Here is an 18,691-nt window from a genome sequence, read left to right as displayed (position 1 = left end):
ATGATAGGGAAAGGGGAAATCATGAATAAAGATTTAATGCCGCGCCGAGTGGTGGTCACCGGTTACGGGGCGGTGACACCGCTGGGAATGAACGCAGCGCAAAGCTGGGCGGCGATCATGGATTATCAGCTAGGTTACCGTTATTGCGATAAATCCAGCGTGGGGATCCAGTCGCGTTTTCTGGGGTTGATCGACGAGGAGCCTAGCTTGAAAGGGGTTCCTGCGGCGATCCGTCGCCGTCTGCCGCGTTTTGCCCGGCTGGTGTTGGCCGCGGCCCGTGAGGCTATGGGCATGGCGTTTCAGGGCGACAGCCCGGCGGCCCATTACGATCTGCTGGAGTGCGGCACGATTATGGGCAGCGGCTGGGCGGGGCAGGATGAAACCCATATGAATTATGAAGGCTATCTGCGCACGGGCTTGGGCTCACCGTTTGGCTGTTTCCTGTCGATGCCGAATGCGGCTACGGCGGCGTGCAGCCTGTTCTGGGGCCTGCGCGGTTATCAAAACAGCCCGATTGCGGCCTGTGCGACCGGGACCATCGCCATCGGTGATGCTTTTGAGGTGATCCGCAGTGGTCGCGCCTCCATGATGCTTGCCGGGGCCGGGGAGTCGCTGCGTACCGATGCCGCAGTATGGAACATCGACATCCTTCGAGCGTTGGCGAGCGAGCAGGAAGATATCCGCAAGGCCTGCTGCCCGTTCAGCCTGGATCGCAACGGTTTTGTGCTATCCGAAGGGGCGGCCGTTTTGTGCCTGGAGGAGCGGGAAGCCGCGCTGGCTCGCGGGGCAACTATCCTTGGCGAAATCAAAGGTTACGGTAATTATTCCGATGCCGTCGATTTTACTGCCCCAGCCGAAGACAAGCTTGCCCGGGTCAAGACTATCGCGCGAGCATTGGATCAGGCGGGATTGGCGGCTGCGGATATCGACTATATCAATGCGCATGGCACTTCTACGCCGCTCAACGATCTGAACGAAACGCAGGCCATCAAACTGGCCTTCGGTGAAGCCGCTTTTAGCACACCGCTTTCCAGTACCAAATCTTATTCCGGGCATCTGATTGCGGCGGCGGGCAGTTTTGAATCCATTATTTGCCTGCAAGCCATGCAGCATCAGGTGATGCCTGCGACCTGCCACCTGACGAATGCCGATCCACAATGCGATCTGGATTACATCGGTGAGGGGCATCGTTCTGCAGCGTTACAAAATACGCTGAATCTGAGCTTTGGCTTTGGCGGTGCCAATGCGGCCTTGGTAATTGGGCAGGCATGAGTATGGATCTTACTTATACCGTGCAAGATGCTGAAGCCTGGGGCGCATTTTCTGGCGATTACAATCCGATCCATTTTGACCTGCAACAGGCGCGCAAGATCGGTGTGGCGCAGCTGAGCGTGCATGGGATGCGTGCGATGCTGGATATGAAACGCCACCTGAGCACAGCCCTGCTGGCTGCAGCGCCGGATCAGGATGGCTGTACCTTCCGCGCACGTTTGCGCCAGCCAGTGTTGTGCCAGACGTCCTATCAGTTGCAGATAGCCAGCAAGGGAAGCTCGGTGACCGGTACGCTGCTGGACAGTACCACACAGGAACGCTGTTTTAGCAGCACGCTGACTTCGGCCCCACTCTTGCCATCGAGTGTTGGCGTGAAGGAACACTCGCTGACGATGGCTGAAGTGATGGTACTAGCCCGCCGATTTCCGGGTGAGGTCTCTGATATTACTCAGACTTGGGGGTTCTTTGATGCGCTGTTATTTCAGCTGTTGGTGCAATCCCCGGCAACGCTGGCGACGCTGAGCGCAGCGTTTCCCGAACTGGCTGCCGAGACGCTGCTCGACGTGTTCGCGCAGATCCCGGTGGTGCAGACACACCATGAAACCCACTTTAGCGCCCGGCTTTTTACCCCCGATCCCCATTTTCACCTTGCCGAGCGGCTGTACTACCAGATTTCGCCAATGTTGATCATGGGGGATAAACACAGCGGCTGGGTGTTACGGGCGGAGATCCAGGCTAACACGCTGTCGCAACCGCTGATAACAACGGCAGTCACCTTGAAAACCTGGCCGTTGGCCAGTTAAAAACATAAGGACATACCATGGAAAAGTACCAACAAATTTACTTCACCGTCAGCGAAATGATCTGTGACGCCAAAGATCTCGAGATGGACGACCTCTCGCCAGAGATGCCCTTGCATCAGCTAAAACTCGATAGCCTGGATTACGTCGAACTGATGGTTCTGGCCAAGCGTGAATTTGGTGCCACGTTGAGTGCCGAAATGTTTATCGATAAACCCAATATGACATTGGGTGAACTGTGCCAATCTCTGGCCGAACAGCATAAATAAGCCTATGACCAGACAATGGGTATTAGTGACCGGTGGTAGCCGGGGGATTGGCCGCGCGCTGGTGGAAGAGTTGGCCAAACGGTGGAACGTGGTGTTGACCTGCCGTAGCGATCAATCGCCCTCAGCCGAGGTGATTGAGGCCTGTGCCGGTTTGCCTGGCTGGGTGGAAAGCGTTGTTTGCGATGGCAGTGATGAGCAGGCGGTGAACCTTGCAGCACCGGAGCTATTGGCCCGCCTCGGAGCGCCTGTGGCTGTGATCCATAATGCGGGGATCACCCATGACAGTTTGCATATCCAACAAACGAGCGAGCGCTGGCGGCAGGTGATCGACACTAACCTCAATGCCGTATTCTACTGGAACCGGCACCTGCTGCCAGCCATGATGGGGCAGGGGGAAGGAGCTATCGTACTGATGTCTTCGGTAACGGGGATCAAGGGCAATGTGGGGCAGACGGCATACGCTACCAGTAAATCGGCGATGATAGGCCTGGCCAAGTCGCTGGCGTTGGAGGTGGCTCGCTTTAACATCCGGGTGAATTGCCTGCTGCCGGGGATCATTCACAGCGAGATGACAGATGCGATCCCACCGGAGGCGCTGAAAGCGCTGCGCAAACAAATCCCGCTGCGGCGTTTGGGCAAGGCCAGCGAAGTCGCCAGGGCCGCGGTATTTCTGATCGGTGATGACAGCCGTTATATGACAGGACAGAGCCTGATCCTCGACGGAGGGTTAACTGCCTGATCCACTTGGGACGAACATGTTCGTCCCCTACAAATCTCCGCACCTAACCCGTACACATGCTGCGTCCTTTTCGGCTTTTTTTATCCCTAAAACCAACCCTCCCTTGCGCTGTTGTTAGCGGTGATCACGCTTGTTTTTTCCTAAGAATTAACTTGGTTGTCACTGCGTATCTTTTTTCATCATCTCGACTTATATATTCGCGATGCGAATTAATATCATTTGTGGAGCGCTCTCATTTTTAGCGCCAATCGGCGTTTTTCGCTTGCTGAAACCTTTCAATCCACAGGGGATTAGCTTTTTTAAGCTTTTATTATATGATTTTATTGTAAATTATTTATAAATAGTGACCTTGCTCATTATTGTAACGAATTATCATCAATGTGTGCACCTTGTCATACTTTGACAAATCTCTCTCACTTTTCATTTGATAATTCGCGTCGCGAAAAATAGTCTAGCTACAGTATCAAGGCCGAGGTGAATTTTATCACCCGGCACAATTTTACCCGATTAGGGTTTTTATATTAGCGACCGTGCAGGGCAGTGGTGAACGCAGGCGGGCGCACTTTAAAGTCAAAGTCAAAGAGGAATTTTCTTATGGGTACGCACGGTGCTCAGCGTAAAACGCTGGCGCTCGCAGTCGCGGGTGCACTATTAGGAAGCGGATTCGTTATGGCCCCAGAAGCGCAAGCGGAAGGGTTTATCGACGATTCTACGCTGACCGGTGGGGTCTATTACTGGCAACGTCAACGCGATCGTAAAGACGTTGAAACCGGTGATTTTAAAACCAACCTCTCTCACTCTACCTGGAACGCCAACCTGGATTTCACCTCCGGCTATGCGGCGGACATGTTTGGTATCGATGTGGCGGCGTTCACCGCCATCGAAATGGCCGAATCCAGCGAGAGTGGCCACCCGAACGAAATCGCGTTCTCCAGCCGTAACCGTACCTATGATGAAGATTACTCCGGCGATAAAAGCGGTATCAGCCTGTATAAAGCGGCCGGTAAGTTCAAGTATGGCCCGGTCTGGGCGCGTGCCGGTTATATCCAGCCAACCGGGCAAACGTTGCTGGCCCCGCACTGGAGCTTTATGCCGGGTACCTACCAGGGTGCTGAAGCCGGTGCCAACTTTGACTATGGCGATTCAGGTGCGTTGAGTTTCTCCTATATGTGGACCAACAAGTACAAAGCGCCTTGGCACATCGAGATGGACGACTTCCGTCAGAACGATCGCAAGACCGACGTTTCCTACCTGCACTCGCTGGGTGCCAAATACGATTTCAAAAACGACCTGGTGCTGGAAGCCGCGTTTGGCCAGGCGCAAGGCTACGTGAATCAGTATTTCACCAAGGCGTCTTACAAGTTTGACCTGGCCGGCAACCCAATGACCACCAGCTACCAGTTCTACGGCGCAGAAGACCGCATCGGTGATAATAGCGATCCGAACAGCATCTATGATGGTCTGGCATGGTTGCAGGCGCTGACCTTCGGTTATACCACCGGCCAGTTCAACTGGCGCCTGGAAGGCACCATGGTCAAGGCGGAAGGTAACCAAGGCTTCTTCCTGCAGCGTATGACCCCGACCTACGCCTCCTCAAACGGCCGCCTCGATATCTGGTGGGATAACCGCTCCGACTTTAACGCCAACGGCGAAAAAGCCGTGTTCGGTGGCGTGATGTATGACCTGAGCAACTGGAACCTGCCTGGCATGGCCGTCGGCGCTTCCTACGTTTACGCCTGGGACGCCAAGCCAAGCACCAACCCGATTTACGATCAGAGCCAGCGCCTGAGAGAGAGCGCTTACAGCCTGGATGCGATGTACACCATGCAGGACGGACGTGCCAAAGGCACCCTGTTCAAACTGCACTTCACGCAGTATGACAACCATTCCGATATCCCAAGCTGGGGCGGCGGTTACGGCAACATCTTCCAGGATGAGAAAGACGTCAAATTCATCGTTATCGCACCGTTCACCATCTTCTAATGCGCTCCCCGGTGGCCAGGCTGCCGGGGAAATGCCACAGGACTTTAACCATGAAAAAACTGATGCTGATTATCGCTGCGGTTGCCGGGCTTAGCGCCTGCTCGCAATCCGTCGCGCCACCGGAAGATGTCAAGCTGCGCCAGGCCTACAGCGCCTGTATCAATACCGCGGAAGGTTCACCAGAGAAATTGCAGGCCTGCCAGGCGGTGCTGAACGTGTTGAAGCAAGAGAAACAGCACCAACAGTTCGCTGAGCAGGAAACCGTGCGGGTGCTGGATTACCAAAGCTGCATCCAGGCCGCCCATACCGGCAATGGCCAGGCGTATGACGCCAAATGCGGCAAGATTTGGAAAGAAATTCGCGCTAACAACAACTGATTACGCAAGAGGTTGCAGATGAACAAGTTTAAGATGAGTGCTCTCGCCGCCCTGACGGCTACCGTTGGGCTATTGGGCAGCGTGGGTTCTGCCATGGCCAACCAGCAGGTGGTTGATCAACTCAGCCAGTTGCAGGTCAATCTGAAAATGTTGGACAACCGTGCTGCCGAGAACGGCGTGGACTGTGCCAAGCTGGGTGCCGACTGGGCGTCCTGCCACAAGGTGCTGATCACCTTGACCAACGGCAATCAGGAAATCAAAGATAAAGACTGGGCGATCTATTTCCACAGCCCGCGCCAGACGCTGAAGGTCGATAACGACCAGTTCAAAATCACCCACATCACCGGCGATCTGTATAAGCTGGAACCGACGGACAAATTCACCAGCTTCCCGGCCAATCAGGCGGTGGAAATCCCGATTATCGCTGAATACTGGCAGCTGTTCCGCACCGACTTCCTGCCGCGCTGGTATGCCACTTCCGGCGATGCTCAGCCGAAGATCCTGTCGAATACCGATACCGAAGATGTTCACCAGTTTGTTGCCCCGTTCACCGGTGACCAGTGGAAGCGTACCAAGGATGACAACAACATTCTGATGGTGCCGGAAAGCCGCTTCACCAAGAACCAGGATCTGAAAGTGTTGCCGATGGCATCGCTGCGTGGGCAAATCATCCCAACCCCGATGGAAGTTAAAGTCCATGCGAAGGATATTGACCTGAGCAAAGGCGTGGCGCTGGAACTGAGCGCCTTGACCAAGCCAGCGGCAGATGCCGCAGCCGAGCGCTTTGCACTGCTGGGCATTGAGAGCCAGGCGAACGGTTATCCAATCAAGACGGATATCAAGCCAGCTGCATTCAAAGGCGATCAGGCCGTGCCTGGTGCCTACCAGCTGAAGATTGGCGAGAAAGGTGCCGAGATCGTCGGTTTCGATCAGACTGGGGTGTTCTATGGTCTGCAATCCATCCTGTCGTTAATCCCTTCGGATGGCAGCAAGAAGATCGCGACGCTGGATGCCAAAGATGCACCGCGCTTCCAATACCGCGGCATCTTCCTGGACGTGGCGCGTAACTTCCACCAAAAAGACGCCGTATTGCGCCTGCTGGATCAAATGGCAGCCTACAAGCTGAATAAATTCCACTTCCACCTGACGGATGACGAAGGTTGGCGCATTGAGATCCCTGGCCTGCCAGAGTTGACCGAAGTGGGCGGCCAGCGTTGTCATGACCTGAGCGAGACCACCTGCCTGATGCCACAATACGGCTCTGGCCCGGCACCACACGGCGGCTTCTTCTCCCGTCAGGACTATATCGATATCGTTAAATATGCTCAGGCACGCCAGATTGAAGTGATCCCTGAGATCGACATGCCGGCGCACGCCCGTGCGGCGATTACTTCTATGGAAGCTCGCTACAAGAAACTGCTTGCCGAAGGGAAAGAGAAAGAGGCTAACGAGTTCCGCCTGGTGGATCCGACCGATACCTCCAACACCACCTCGGTGCAATACTTCAACCGCCAGAGCTACCTGAATCCATGCCTGGATTCGTCCAAGAACTTCGTGGACAAAGTGATTGGTGAAGTGGCCCAGATGCACAAAGAGGCCGGTCAACCGCTGAAAACCTGGCACTTTGGTGGGGACGAAGCGAAGAACATCCGTCTGGGCGCTGGCTATACCGACGTGAAAAACCCGGAAGCGGGCAAGGGCATCCTTGATCTGAGCAAAGAAGACAAGCCGTGGGCCAAGTCGCAGGTTTGCCAGGCCATCATCAAAGACGGCAAAGTGGAAGATATGGAACACTTGCCGAGCTACTTCGGTCTGGAAGTCAGCCAGTTGGTGAAAGCGCACGGTATTGACAGAATGCAGGCGTGGCAAGATGGCCTGAAAGATGCCAAAGACTCGAAGGCCTTCGCGACCAACCATGTGGCGGTGAACTTCTGGGATACCCTGTACTGGGGTGGCTTCGACTCGGCTAACGACTGGGCGAACAAGGGTTATGACGTGGTGATCTCTAACCCGGACTACGTCTATATGGACTTCCCGTATGAAGTCAGCCCGGACGAGCACGGTTACTACTGGGGCACCCGTTTCAGCGACGAGCAGAAGATCTTCAGCTTTGCGCCGAACAACCTGCCGCAGAACGCCGAAACCTCGGTTGACCGTGACGGTAACCACTTCACCGCCAAGAGCGACAAACCATGGCCGGGCGCCTATGGTCTTTCCGCCCAACTGTGGAGCGAAGTGGTGCGTACCGACCAGCAGATGGAATACATGATTTACCCACGTGCCGTGTCGCTTGCAGAACGTGCATGGCACCGCGCCAGCTGGGAGCAGGATTATAAAGCTGGCCGTGAGTACAAAGGCGGCGAAACCCATCAGGTCGATACCAAAACCCTTGATAAGGACTGGCTGCGCTTTGCCAACCTGATTGGCCAACGTGAGCTGGCCAAGATGGATAAAGCGGGTGTGGGCTATCGCCTGCCGGTCCCAGGTGCACGCATCATCGGTGGCAAGTTGGAGGCAAATATTGCTCTGCCGGGCCTGGGAATTGAATATTCCACCGACGGCGGCAAACAGTGGCAGCGTTATGACGATAAAGCGCGCCCTGCGGTAGCGGGTGATGTGCAAATCCGCGCGATTAGCCCGGATGGCAAACGCTTCAGCCGTGCCGAGCCAGTGAAAGCGTAAGTGAGAACTCCGCCCGCCTACGTGTCGGTAGATGGGCGGAGATAGTGCTAGGTGAGAGCAAACTGCAATTGTGATAATTGAGTGGATATTTTTCCCCGGGCCTGTCCGGGGATTTTTTTATCTGTCATTTAGGCATAAAAAAACCGCCGTGTAGGCGGTTTTCGCGTTCTGGCGGACCAGGATCAGTTCTTGTTGTGCAGCGTTTCGTTCTCGCGGCAATCACCGGTTTCACAGTGGCCGTACAGGTACAGGCTGTGGTTGGTGAGCTTGATACCGTGTTGCTTGGCGATATCGCGCTGACGCACTTCGATGGATTCGTCGCTGAACTCGATCACTTTGCCGCAGTCCAGGCAAATCAGGTGATCGTGGTGGTGCTGCTGAGTCAGTTCGAAAACCGACTTGCCACCTTCAAAATTGTGGCGGGTCACAATACCTGCGTCGTCAAACTGGTTCAGCACGCGGTATACCGTGGCCAGGCCAATTTCTTCGCCCATATCTATCAGTTTTTTGTACAGATCTTCCGCACTGACGTGATGGCATGCCGGATCCTGCAAGACTTCCAGGATTTTGAGTCGCGGAAGAGTGACTTTTAAGCCAGCCTTCTTCAATGCGGAGTTGTTATCAGTCATGCGGATTCAGTCCTGTTACTATGCTAATCAAGTTGAGGCGTTCTCGCCTATGGCATCGGTTGGCACAAAGCGTTAATTGCGTCTCATTATAGAACCGGTTGCTGCAAATAGAAACCGCCGGTTGTTAACAAACCTATCTTTGCACTTTACCAGGGTAATCATGCAAAGCTTTGATGGATGGGATAAACCGATGTCTCAGTCTACCGTGGCGAGGTAGGAAGTTACAAACTTGTATCTTCTATTGCTCTAATCCGTGATGCCGATAACAGAAGGGCGCGCTATACGGCGCCCCTACCATGTGTTACGTATCCGCCGGGGCAGAGGCTTAGCCGACGATCTCGGCCAGGCTCAGCTCTTCACTGATTTGCTTGACCCAAGCGTCTACACGTTCGTTGGTCAGCTCAGGTTGACGATCTTCGTCAATGGCCAGCCCGACAAAGTGATCATCGTCTGCCAGACCCTTGGAGGCTTCAAAATGGTAGCCTTTGGTTGGCCAGTGGCCGACGATGGCCGCACCGCGTGGTTCAATGATGTCGCGGATGGTGCCCATCGCATCGCAGAAATATTCCGCGTAGTCTTCCTGATCGCCACAGCCAAACAGCGCCACCAGCTTGCCGTTAAAGTCGATGTCTTCCAGCGTCGGGAAGAAATCATCCCAGTCGCACTGGGCTTCACCATAGTACCAGGTTGGGATACCGAGCAGCAGGATATCAAACGCTGCCAGATCTTCTTTGCTGCTTTTGGCGATGTCGTGGATTTCTGCCACGTCGTTGCCGAATTTTTGCTGAAGCGTCTTTTGGATCATCTTGGCAATGTTTTCGGTATTGCCAGTGTCGCTGCCAAAGAAAATGCCTACATGAGCCATAGTAAAGATAACCTTTTAATTCAAATGAATGTGTTGCGTAAACGCGGCCTGAGGCGCTGCCAAGGGCAGGTTTGCTCAGCCGTAAATGCGTATCATGCCAGAAATTTGCCCTGAGGTTTTATCGCGTTTATGCGATGCCTCTGCGGAGGTGGAACCGATCTGGCGTCATCCTTAACGCCGTGCCGCGCGTGCGGCAGCAGAGATCAGTGTTCTGGCTGTTCTTCTGCCAGTTGGGCCAACAGCATTTGTTCGATCAATTCGCTGCGGCTGATATTGCGCTGGTCGGCCAGTTTGTTGAGAGCATCTACCGCGTCTGCGTTGATTTTCAGCTCCACACGCCGTAATCCACGCACTTTGTCCCGTCGTAGCTGATTACGCTTATTAATTCTAAGCTGTTCATCACGGGAAAGCGGGTTGGTTTTTGGGCGCCCTGGACGGCGTTCATCTGCGAACAGATCCAGCGTCGTGCGATCCGTTTGTTCTTTTGCCATTGTTGCGCTACTGCAAGGGAGTTTGCATCAAAAAGCGGTTTACGCTTCCAGACGGTTCGATTTACACAATTCGGGCCAATTAACCCTAACCCAAATTCACCCCCAGCCAAGCGCAGCTTCACACCTGGACAGGGTGGCAAAATTATAGCGCGCCATATTACCCCAGCAGATGGAGCGACGACAATGCCTAACTTAGCTACAAACGCGCTAAGCTATTCTCTCTAGCGCGTTTTTTCGCCACTTGAGCTCAGGGCTGGTCAATAAAGCGGTGAATTGCCCGTAATACGGCGTCCGGTTTCTCCGCATGGACCCAGTGGCCGGAGCCTGCAACCACATAGGCGCGTGCCTGCGGGAACTGGCGGGCGATGTCATCGCGGTAGCTATCCTGCACGTAAGGCGAGAGGCCACCACGGATAAACAGCGTCGGGTGTGGCCAGGGTGGAACCTCTTGCCAGCCGATAATGTTCTCATATTGCTCGATCAGCACCGGCAGGTTGAACCGCCAACTGCCAGCATGGAAAGATTTCAACAGAAACTGGATCACGCCTTCTTCATCCAGCGTGGCTCGCATGAGCTGCGCAGCCTGCTGACGCTGGGTGATACCCGCATCGGTGACGGCTTGCAGTGCGGTAAAGATCTGGTCATGGCGGCGAGTGTCGTAATCCACCGGGGCGATATCGATCGCCACCAGCCGTTCAATCCGCTCCGGGGCTAGCGCGGTCAATGCCATCGCTGCTTTGCCGCCCATTGAGTGGCCGATCACGATGGCTCGCTCGATTTGCAAGTCGTCTAACAACGTCAACAGATCCTGCGCCATTGCCGGGTAGGTCATCTCCGCTGCGCGCGGTGACAGCCCGTGATTGCGCAGATCGACCTTGATCACCGTATGCTGCTGGTTCAGATCGCGGGCCAGCACGCCCAGGTTATCCAGATTACCGAACAGACCGTGGATCAGCACGATCGGTAAGCTGGCAGGTGTGGCGGCCTCAGAGGCCAGTAATTGATAATGTAATTTCATGGTGAAGTTCATGACTTGATAACATTTAGTTAGGTTATCATGATTGCAGAGATATTGGTTTGTTCGCAGAATTTTGCCGATATTTCATGGTATGGTGAGGGGTTGGCGGCCAAGGCGGTTGGCTAAAGTCTGCTTTTGCCGTTTGGGAGAACATTGTAGTGTTCGCACCCGCGCTTTTAACCTTATAATCCCATGGCTTGAATGCACCAATTGGCTTCAGGTTCATAAGTAGAAAAAACGTACTGGATAAAGATGAAAACTATTGAAGTCGACGAAGAACTTTACCGCTATATTGCCAGCCACACGCAACATATCGGTGAAAGTGCGTCTGATATTTTACGGCGTATGTTGAAGTTTACCGCAGGCCAGCCTGTGCGCACCGCCCCTGTGGTTGCCAGTGGCCAGGCAGAGCCGTCAGCGGCTGCCGTTGCAGCACAGCGTCCACGCGATCGCGTGCGTGCGGTGCGCGAGCTGTTGCTGTCGGACGAATATGCCGAACAGAGCAAAGCTGTAAATCGTTTTATGCTGGTACTTTCCACCTTGTACACCCTCGATGCGGCGGGCTTTGCCGCGGCAACGGATTCGTTGCATGGCCGTACCCGTACCTATTTTGCTGGCGATCAGCAAACGCTGTTGGCCAACGGAACGCATACCAAGCCCAAGCATGTGCCAGGTACACCTTACTGGGTGATCACCAATACCAACACCGGCCGCAAACGCAGCATGATCGAACACATCATGCAGGCCATGCAGTTCCCTGCGGAACTGATCGAGAAAGTTTGCGGCACCGTCTAATTTAGCGAACAGCCCGTCACGGTGGCCGTAAGCGACTCATTGCCCGGCCACAGTACTGGCATTTTAGGGAGTAGTCGATGGCTAATGACCCACGTGCCGGGCAACCCGCTCAGCAAAGTGATTTGATCAACGTAGCCCAGCTGACGTCGCAGTATTATGTGCTGCAACCAGAGGCCGGTAATGCTGCACACGCGGTGAAATTCGGGACCTCAGGGCATCGCGGCAGCGCGCTTCGTCAGAGCTTTAACGAAGCACATATCCTGGCGATCGCTCAGGCCATTGCCGAAGTGCGTCGTCAACAGGGCACCACAGGCCCTTGCTACGTGGGTAAAGACACCCATGCGCTGTCCGAACCCGCCTTTATTTCCGTGCTGGAAGTACTGACCGCCAACGGCGTTGACGTGGTGGTGCAGGAAAACAACGGCTTTACGCCAACCCCTGCCGTGTCACACGCTATCTTGTGCTTCAACCGTAAAGGGGGCGCGCAGGCAGACGGCATCGTGATTACCCCTTCGCATAACCCACCTGAAGACGGCGGCATCAAATATAACCCGCCAAACGGTGGCCCAGCCGATACCAACCTGACTTCCGTGATTGAAAAGCGTGCCAACGAACTGCTGAGCCTCAAGCTGCAGGGCGTGCAGCGTCAATCGCTGGATAAAGCCTGGACTGGCGGCCATCTGCATGCGCAGGATCTGGTGCAGCCTTACGTGGCAGGGCTGGTGGACATTGTCGATATGCCAGCCATTCAGCGTGCGGGCCTGAAGCTGGGCGTCGACCCGCTTGGCGGTTCCGGCATTGCCTACTGGCAGCGCATTGCCGAGCATTATAAGCTGGATCTGACGCTGGTGAATGACTCCATCGATCAGACCTTCCGCTTTATGCACCTCGACCATGACGGCATCATCCGTATGGACTGCTCGTCCGAATCGGCAATGGCTGGCCTGCTGGCCCTGCGCGACAAGTTCGATCTGGCATTTGCCAACGATCCGGACTATGACCGCCACGGTATCGTCACGCCTGCGGGCCTGATGAACCCGAACCACTACCTGGCCGTTGCCATCAATTACCTGTTCCAGCATCGCCCGCAATGGGGTGCCAACGTTGCCGTCGGTAAAACGCTGGTTTCCAGCGCGATGATTGACCGCGTAGTGGCCGATCTGGGCCGCAAGCTGGTGGAAGTGCCGGTCGGTTTCAAATGGTTTGTTGACGGCCTGTTCGACGGTAGCTTCGGCTTCGGCGGCGAAGAGAGCGCCGGGGCTTCATTCCTGCGCTTCGATGGTACGCCTTGGTCTACCGATAAAGACGGCATCATCATGTGCCTGTTGGCGGCAGAGATCACCGCGGTCACCGGTGAAAACCCGCAGCATCACTATAACGATCTGGCCAAACGCTTCGGTGCACCAAGCTACAACCGTATCCAGGCTCCGGCAACCTCCGCACAGAAAGCGGCGTTGTCCAAGCTGTCACCGGAAATGGTCAAGGCCAGCACCTTGGCGGGCGATCCTATCACCGCGCGTCTGACGGCAGCACCGGGTAACGGCGCATCTATCGGCGGCCTGAAAGTGATGACCGACAACGGCTGGTTTGCCGCTCGTCCTTCGGGTACCGAAGAGGCTTACAAGATCTACTGCGAAAGCTTCCTGGGTGCCGAGCACCGTGAAAAGATCGAGCATGAAGCGGTCGAGATCGTCAGTGAAGTGTTAGCTTCAGCAAAATAATATCTACCTGTCGTTTTCCAGTTTCAGCCCAGTCATTTACATAAGTAACTGACTGGGCTAGTTGGTTAAAACAGCAGAACCTCACTTTGTTCCAACGACTAGAAAACCAGGAAATGATGCAAAAAAATGGCCTCTTTCTTGGCTGCACGCCAACTCTTCCCACCACACTTGTTCCTCACTAGCAAGTTCACTTATATCATCCTGTCCTAAAAACATGGATCGAAGTAACTCGAATGTGAGGTTGACACTGATGGCTTCAACAGCCACATTAACAAGCCTATGTTGCAAGAATCTGCGGAACAACTGGCGGCCACTCCAATTGTTCTTGGCTTTATTTGAAAATCTCTCCACTATAAGTCGAGTAAGTGGCTGATTATAATGGTCGATCAAAAGTCCATCGAAGTCGTGATCGAAAACCGCAATCTTTCCATTTGGTTTTACAACACGAATAAGTTCAGTTAACGTCGCATCAATGTTTTCGCAATGCATTAACACTAACTTGGCTCTGGCACAGTCGAAGGTGTTATCGGCAAAAGCAAGCCGTTTTCCATCCCCTTGCTCATAGCGAATGCGAGAGTCATCTCCTATTCTATTATTCGCCTCTGCAATCATTGCTTCGCTTAAATCGACACCCACAACCTCGGTTATTTTTGGGTAAAGCGTCATTAAGCGGCGAACATCATTACCAGTACCACATCCTAATTCAAGGATACGCTTACAGTCCAAAGGTTCCATCACTTCAGCAAGCCGCCGATTTATTAATTCGTGCTCAGGTAGGCAATTAGCGTTATCCATAAAGTCGATAAACCATTGCGGATCACGGGTCACATCAACGGATGAAAATTGGCCTACTGAATCTATAGATCTTCTCGCTATTTTGGAGGGGGTCATTCCTGAGTCCTTTTATAATCAAATACCGAATTTCTATAAGGCAGATAACGTGAACCATTATCTATCATGCTCGTATCTTGGAGCGCTCATCTTCAAGGCGAAGGTCCTGTCTTGTGTAGTCTAGTCTGGCACGTTCAATCGCTTCGGATATAGACATCACAGGCATCAGATTCATATGCTCGCAGATCTGTGTAACCCTTTGTTCGACACTCCCACTTACTACTAAATATGGAACCTTAATTTCTTTCAGTATTTCCAACAAACGTCTATCAACTAAATCTCGGAAGTCGGTATTCATCGGGCGATGACCATCATTAGTAAGAGGCAGTTCATGTTTGAGATGAAAAAATATGTCATATGTCTTGGCAACATGAGATTTTAGAGAACGGCCAACCTCCGTCAGGGTCCGCGCAAAAAATGGAATATCGGCCGCGTATTGGTTATTATCTTCAGCACCAATCGATGGATTAATTCCATGTACTAGCCGGGCTTCGCCATAAATAAATTCCTGTAATGAAGAGCCATCCGAAATGTAGCTGGAACCTTGCCTAAGTTCATATTCCACTCGACCAATATGACGAGCAATCATTAAATGCAGAAATTCTTCAGGTGATACATCTGCAAGGCGTTTCCCCGGCATCAGCCTAGGCATTATTTCCCTGATTGCTTTTGAAAGAAGACGAGGTATACCTGTATAATAGGCCAGAACCATCGCAGTTAAAGTTTTTCCAGATGAGTAAGTGCCTGATAATCCAATTTTCATAGTTCCATCCATTTTAATTTCCGCTCAGTAAAATGCTGAAGGTAAAGCATGTGCGAATGTTATCCGAACGTCTTTATTGCCAAGCGTCCCTATGATGTTTGCGTTACGCCATTTTCTTCCATTTAACTCTATTATTTTACTTTCTGAAATAAACGCTTTCGATTTCATTTCATGATTAACACTTTCGGACCCTTCGGAAAAGTGAGACCTGATCATCCAAAGCGTCGAAGTTTCATTGCGTGTAAGCCCATCAAGGGAATATAAAAGCGTCTGGGCTAATTGTGCGCATGTTACAAATACATCAATGTAACTAGCTGCCTGAGGTAATGTGATATAAGAAGCATCATCACCATTGGCTAGAACTTCTACATCGGCATTTGCGGTTAAATTAGTAAGATCTAAAATAATATTTGAAAGGATATGTTTTTGCTTTTTATACCCAGTGGTATAATAGCGGTTCTGCATGTTTACAACAGCATCATCAATACTGCGATATCTCAGTTCTTTTGGCTTTTTACTCCCTGATGGCGGATGCTCAACCTGACATACCGCTCGCATAAGTCCAACTCGACATTCATAGGTCGATATGAATCGATAAGGATCATTATGTTTTGGTTCACTGCGCCGCAGCGTGGCAGTAATAGGTATATCATTCAAATTCTCCTGTGGCTTCGTCCCTGCATGGATAGCAATCTCGCCAATATGAATTTTTTGTAGTTCAGTCTGGCTGAGATCGAAACAGCATGTTAGGTGAGTCTCAATCATCTGTATTGCGATAACTAGCATATCTATAGTGCTTAGATGTGGTGTCACATCCATCCCAATATTTTTGACTGACCAATCGCGAGGGTAGGAAAGTGAAACAACTGCTTCAAGGCAGTGCTGTTTTTCTTCTGTATTTGCACGTAAAACCAGATTGGAAATATGATGTTCGGAACGTCTATATCCAGAGGAAAAAAATCTATTCTCCGAAGGGCCAAGAATTTCGTCGATCGATGAGAACGTTTGAATTGATGACATAACCTACCTCGATAGCAAAGTTTGATTTTTTACATAAATATTAATGATATCTTTTATATTTTTTATGTCAGATAATAAGGTTTTACCTTCACTGAAAGGGTCGTGTTTAAAAATTTTCTCTAGTTCTATTAACAGCATTGCCAAGCTTAATGAATCAAGTCCAATCTGATCAAATGCGGAGAAAACATCTATATCATCTACATCGAGTGACATTAAAAATGATATTTTATTGAGAATAATTTCATTTATTTCATTTTGCGTTAACATGTGAGACCTCCATCTACGATGATTGACTGACCAGTAATAAACTTGCTAAGAGGCGATATGAGAAAGGACACTGCGCCTAGTATATCGACAAGATCTGCATATTTTCCTAGAGGTGTACGCTTCGTAATCTTATTGCGATTGATATCTGAGACATTAGCAGAAAGTACAGAGTCGAAAAGACCAGGTACAATAGAGTTAACACGGATATTTAGAGGGCCTAACTCTCGTGCCAAACTCCGCATGAACCCATCCAGACCAGCCTTGGTCGCGGAATAAACTGCGGTTCCTCGATAACCCCTGATCGCTCCAACGGAATATATATTGATAATATTGCCGCTCACCTTCTGTTGGGCCATTATACGAACACAAGCCCTGGTGAGTTTAATTGGGCCTAGCAAATTGATGTTGACTATTTCATCAATTATTTCAATGGGGATACTTAAAAAAAGTCCTTGGTGGAGTATCGCTCCATTGTTGATAAGAAGATGTATTGCACCAAAATGAACGACTACGGATTCGACAAATAGGGACAGTTTTCCAGGATTAATTATATCAAGTTCATGCCAATAGAATTGCCCGGGATATGTTTTCTGGTATTTTTCAATGAACTCGTTATGGTGTCGACTGAATGTCGCTACTGTCCATCCTTCCGAAATCAAATTTTCTACGATAGCTCTGCCAAGACCGCGGCTGCCACCGCTTACAATCGCAACTTGTGCCGGAACCTCGCTCATAAAATCTCTCCTGAACGGATCATTTTGAAGCGTTCCGAATGAAGGGTTGATTGTGTGATTTCGATCACAATTGGAATTTTAAAAGGATCCAACCGTGTTCTGCAATACTTGCTTACGCGATCTTTAAGTGACTCAATATCTTCATCTTCTACCAGTTTAAAAGTGGCAAGTATGACATTTCCAGTGATATGGCTTGGATATCCACTAACACGAACAGCTGCGACATTTGGCATCGTCAGAAGAATATTCTCAACTTCATTTGGATATACTTTTTCACCCCCAACATTGATAATCTCTGAGTCACGACCAAGTATCTGAACATAGTCCCCATCAATGCGAACCACGTCTTGTGTATTGAAATAGCCATTTGAATCGATAGGTGAGTCAGCATTGAGGTATCCTAGCATCGCCATATTAGATTTTATCCATAGAATATTGTCTATGATCTTATAATCGAAACCACTTCCGCCAAGTTTCATCCATAGCGATCCGTTCTCCCTTGACTTAGTTGGGACTATACCTAACTCAGTCAGGCCATATGTCTGTTTTAAGCGCACATGAGGCAAAGCCATTTTTATGCTGTCTAGCGTCTGCTGTGGCATTGGCTCAGTGCCGTATGTGATAAGCTCCAAGGAGCTGGTATCAAATTTTTCACAAACGTCGGAAAGCAAGATCATATTCAGGAAGGTTGGAGTTGTAGGAAGTACCTGTACTCGATGGTTTTGTATCGCTTCGAAAACCGTTCGTGCATTTCGCTCCGAGACTGTAACAAGGACGCCCCCAGTTGACAGAGTGTGCAATAGAGTATTGATACCGCCAATGTGATCCAGACTCAGGAAGGCTAGAATGACTTGCGCCTTCTTGCTGTTGGAATAGCGAGTGAACATCTTGTGCACGTCAAGTAAAGATGCTTTGGGACGGCCTGTTGTTCCCGAGCTAAACAGAACTAAACCCGCATGTTCGCTCTCTGTAATTTGCTTATAGAGGGGATGTGATGCGACAAACTCGGTCTGATCCATTCTACGACGTTCTAAACTGCAGGTTACTGGATGCATCGTTGCGTCAATAAGTACTGTCCACTCAACCTGTGCAATATCATAATAGTCTGATCTTTTTCCTCGAGACGTTGGGGCTATTGGAATGACAATCGCTCCACGAGAAAGTAGTGAAAGCATCGCCGTTACCATATCTAGGGAGTAGGCCCCTTCTATAGCTACGACCGATCCAGACATGATACCGTTGCTAGAAAATACGGATGTCCATTGTTGCATACCTTCAACGACATCCTGGTAAGAGAAGTGTTGTTCGTCCAGAATAATGCATTTGTCATCACCTTTCTTACGCATAAATTCAATGAATTTCTGATTCAAAGAAG

At 51.3% G+C, this 18,691-nt stretch carries 19 protein-coding genes; 9 read left to right on the top strand and 10 right to left on the bottom strand.

The window, feature by feature from the left end; genetic code table 11:
• The first annotated feature begins 21 nt into the window (after window positions 1-21).
• The 7 genes from ACX9GU_RS19510 (at window position 22) to ACX9GU_RS19480 (ending at window position 8,122) form a co-directional block, all read left to right on the top strand.
• Window positions 22-1,272: a beta-ketoacyl-[acyl-carrier-protein] synthase family protein gene (locus tag ACX9GU_RS19510; RefSeq protein ID WP_473192612.1), complete on the top strand. Its 1,251-nt coding sequence runs from the start codon at window positions 22-24 to the stop codon at window positions 1,270-1,272.
• A gap of 2 nt (window positions 1,273-1,274) precedes the next feature.
• On the top strand, window positions 1,275-2,075 hold the full coding sequence (locus tag ACX9GU_RS19505; RefSeq protein ID WP_473192611.1) for a hypothetical protein: 801 nt from the start codon (window positions 1,275-1,277) through the stop codon (window positions 2,073-2,075).
• A gap of 17 nt (window positions 2,076-2,092) precedes the next feature.
• Window positions 2,093-2,341: an acyl carrier protein gene (locus tag ACX9GU_RS19500; protein WP_473192610.1), complete on the top strand. Its 249-nt coding sequence runs from the start codon at window positions 2,093-2,095 to the stop codon at window positions 2,339-2,341.
• 4 nt (window positions 2,342-2,345) lie between these two features.
• The gene (locus ACX9GU_RS19495; RefSeq protein WP_473192609.1) at window positions 2,346-3,080 is read left to right on the top strand and encodes an SDR family oxidoreductase; all 735 of its coding nucleotides are present in this window, start codon (window positions 2,346-2,348) and stop codon (window positions 3,078-3,080) included.
• 594 nt (window positions 3,081-3,674) lie between these two features.
• Complete coding sequence (gene chiP / locus ACX9GU_RS19490; protein WP_473192608.1) at window positions 3,675-5,063, top strand: chitoporin ChiP; 1,389 nt, start codon at window positions 3,675-3,677, stop codon at window positions 5,061-5,063.
• A 50-nt stretch (window positions 5,064-5,113) separates the two neighbouring features.
• Window positions 5,114-5,440, top strand: coding sequence for a ChiQ/YbfN family lipoprotein (gene chiQ / locus ACX9GU_RS19485; protein WP_071682264.1), 327 nt, complete (start codon window positions 5,114-5,116; stop codon window positions 5,438-5,440).
• 18 nt (window positions 5,441-5,458) lie between these two features.
• Window positions 5,459-8,122 carry a beta-N-acetylhexosaminidase gene (locus ACX9GU_RS19480; RefSeq protein ID WP_473192607.1) on the top strand — a complete coding sequence of 888 codons (2,664 nt, stop codon included), beginning with the start codon at window positions 5,459-5,461 and terminating at the stop codon, window positions 8,120-8,122.
• Window positions 8,123-8,304: 182 nt separating this feature from the next.
• On the opposite strand, the gene fur is transcribed toward ACX9GU_RS19480, so the two are convergent.
• The 4 genes from fur to ybfF all read right to left on the bottom strand — a co-directional run bounded on the left by fur (window position 8,305) and on the right by ybfF (window position 11,137).
• Complete coding sequence (fur, locus tag ACX9GU_RS19475) at window positions 8,305-8,751, bottom strand: ferric iron uptake transcriptional regulator (RefSeq protein WP_021805300.1); 447 nt, start codon at window positions 8,749-8,751, stop codon at window positions 8,305-8,307.
• Window positions 8,752-9,076: 325 nt separating this feature from the next.
• Complete coding sequence (gene fldA / locus ACX9GU_RS19470) at window positions 9,077-9,616, bottom strand: flavodoxin FldA (protein ID WP_021805299.1); 540 nt, start codon at window positions 9,614-9,616, stop codon at window positions 9,077-9,079.
• A 203-nt stretch (window positions 9,617-9,819) separates the two neighbouring features.
• Window positions 9,820-10,107 (bottom strand): LexA regulated protein, encoded by a 288-nt coding sequence (gene ybfE / locus ACX9GU_RS19465; protein ID WP_021805298.1) that lies wholly within the window; start codon window positions 10,105-10,107, stop codon window positions 9,820-9,822.
• Window positions 10,108-10,354: 247 nt separating this feature from the next.
• Window positions 10,355-11,137, bottom strand: coding sequence for an esterase (gene ybfF / locus ACX9GU_RS19460; RefSeq protein WP_261457069.1), 783 nt, complete (start codon window positions 11,135-11,137; stop codon window positions 10,355-10,357).
• Window positions 11,138-11,377: 240 nt separating this feature from the next.
• Here ybfF and seqA point away from each other — a divergent pair, with 240 nt between their 5' ends.
• Together seqA and pgm are read left to right on the top strand one after the other, a co-directional pair.
• The gene (seqA, locus tag ACX9GU_RS19455; RefSeq protein ID WP_021805296.1) at window positions 11,378-11,920 is read left to right on the top strand and encodes a replication initiation negative regulator SeqA; all 543 of its coding nucleotides are present in this window, start codon (window positions 11,378-11,380) and stop codon (window positions 11,918-11,920) included.
• Window positions 11,921-11,997: 77 nt separating this feature from the next.
• Window positions 11,998-13,641: a phosphoglucomutase (alpha-D-glucose-1,6-bisphosphate-dependent) gene (pgm, locus tag ACX9GU_RS19450; protein WP_071682262.1), complete on the top strand. Its 1,644-nt coding sequence runs from the start codon at window positions 11,998-12,000 to the stop codon at window positions 13,639-13,641.
• 81 nt (window positions 13,642-13,722) lie between these two features.
• On the opposite strand, the gene ACX9GU_RS19445 is transcribed toward pgm, so the two are convergent.
• The 6 genes from ACX9GU_RS19445 to ACX9GU_RS19420 all read right to left on the bottom strand — a co-directional run bounded on the left by ACX9GU_RS19445 (window position 13,723) and on the right by ACX9GU_RS19420 (window position 18,686).
• Window positions 13,723-14,532 (bottom strand): methyltransferase domain-containing protein, encoded by an 810-nt coding sequence (locus ACX9GU_RS19445; protein WP_473192606.1) that lies wholly within the window; start codon window positions 14,530-14,532, stop codon window positions 13,723-13,725.
• A 64-nt stretch (window positions 14,533-14,596) separates the two neighbouring features.
• Window positions 14,597-15,295 (bottom strand): AAA family ATPase, encoded by a 699-nt coding sequence (locus tag ACX9GU_RS19440; protein ID WP_473192605.1) that lies wholly within the window; start codon window positions 15,293-15,295, stop codon window positions 14,597-14,599.
• A 24-nt stretch (window positions 15,296-15,319) separates the two neighbouring features.
• Window positions 15,320-16,315, bottom strand: a complete 996-nt coding sequence (locus ACX9GU_RS19435; RefSeq protein ID WP_473192604.1) for an AvrD family protein — start codon at window positions 16,313-16,315, stop codon at window positions 15,320-15,322.
• A 3-nt stretch (window positions 16,316-16,318) separates the two neighbouring features.
• Window positions 16,319-16,582: a hypothetical protein gene (locus ACX9GU_RS19430; protein WP_473192603.1), complete on the bottom strand. Its 264-nt coding sequence runs from the start codon at window positions 16,580-16,582 to the stop codon at window positions 16,319-16,321.
• The gene (locus ACX9GU_RS19425; RefSeq protein WP_473192602.1) at window positions 16,576-17,316 is read right to left on the bottom strand and encodes an SDR family NAD(P)-dependent oxidoreductase; all 741 of its coding nucleotides are present in this window, start codon (window positions 17,314-17,316) and stop codon (window positions 16,576-16,578) included. The genes ACX9GU_RS19430 and ACX9GU_RS19425 overlap by 7 nt, the downstream gene beginning before the upstream one ends.
• Window positions 17,313-18,686 (bottom strand): class I adenylate-forming enzyme family protein, encoded by a 1,374-nt coding sequence (locus ACX9GU_RS19420; protein ID WP_473192601.1) that lies wholly within the window; start codon window positions 18,684-18,686, stop codon window positions 17,313-17,315. Before ACX9GU_RS19420 ends, ACX9GU_RS19425 begins: the two co-directional genes overlap by 4 nt.
• Window positions 18,687-18,691: the final 5 nt, after the last annotated feature.

Source organism: Serratia sp. K1WW1, assembly GCF_055790865.1.
The sequence above is the reverse complement of the archived record's forward strand: the minus strand, read 5'-3'. Positions and strand labels throughout refer to the sequence as shown.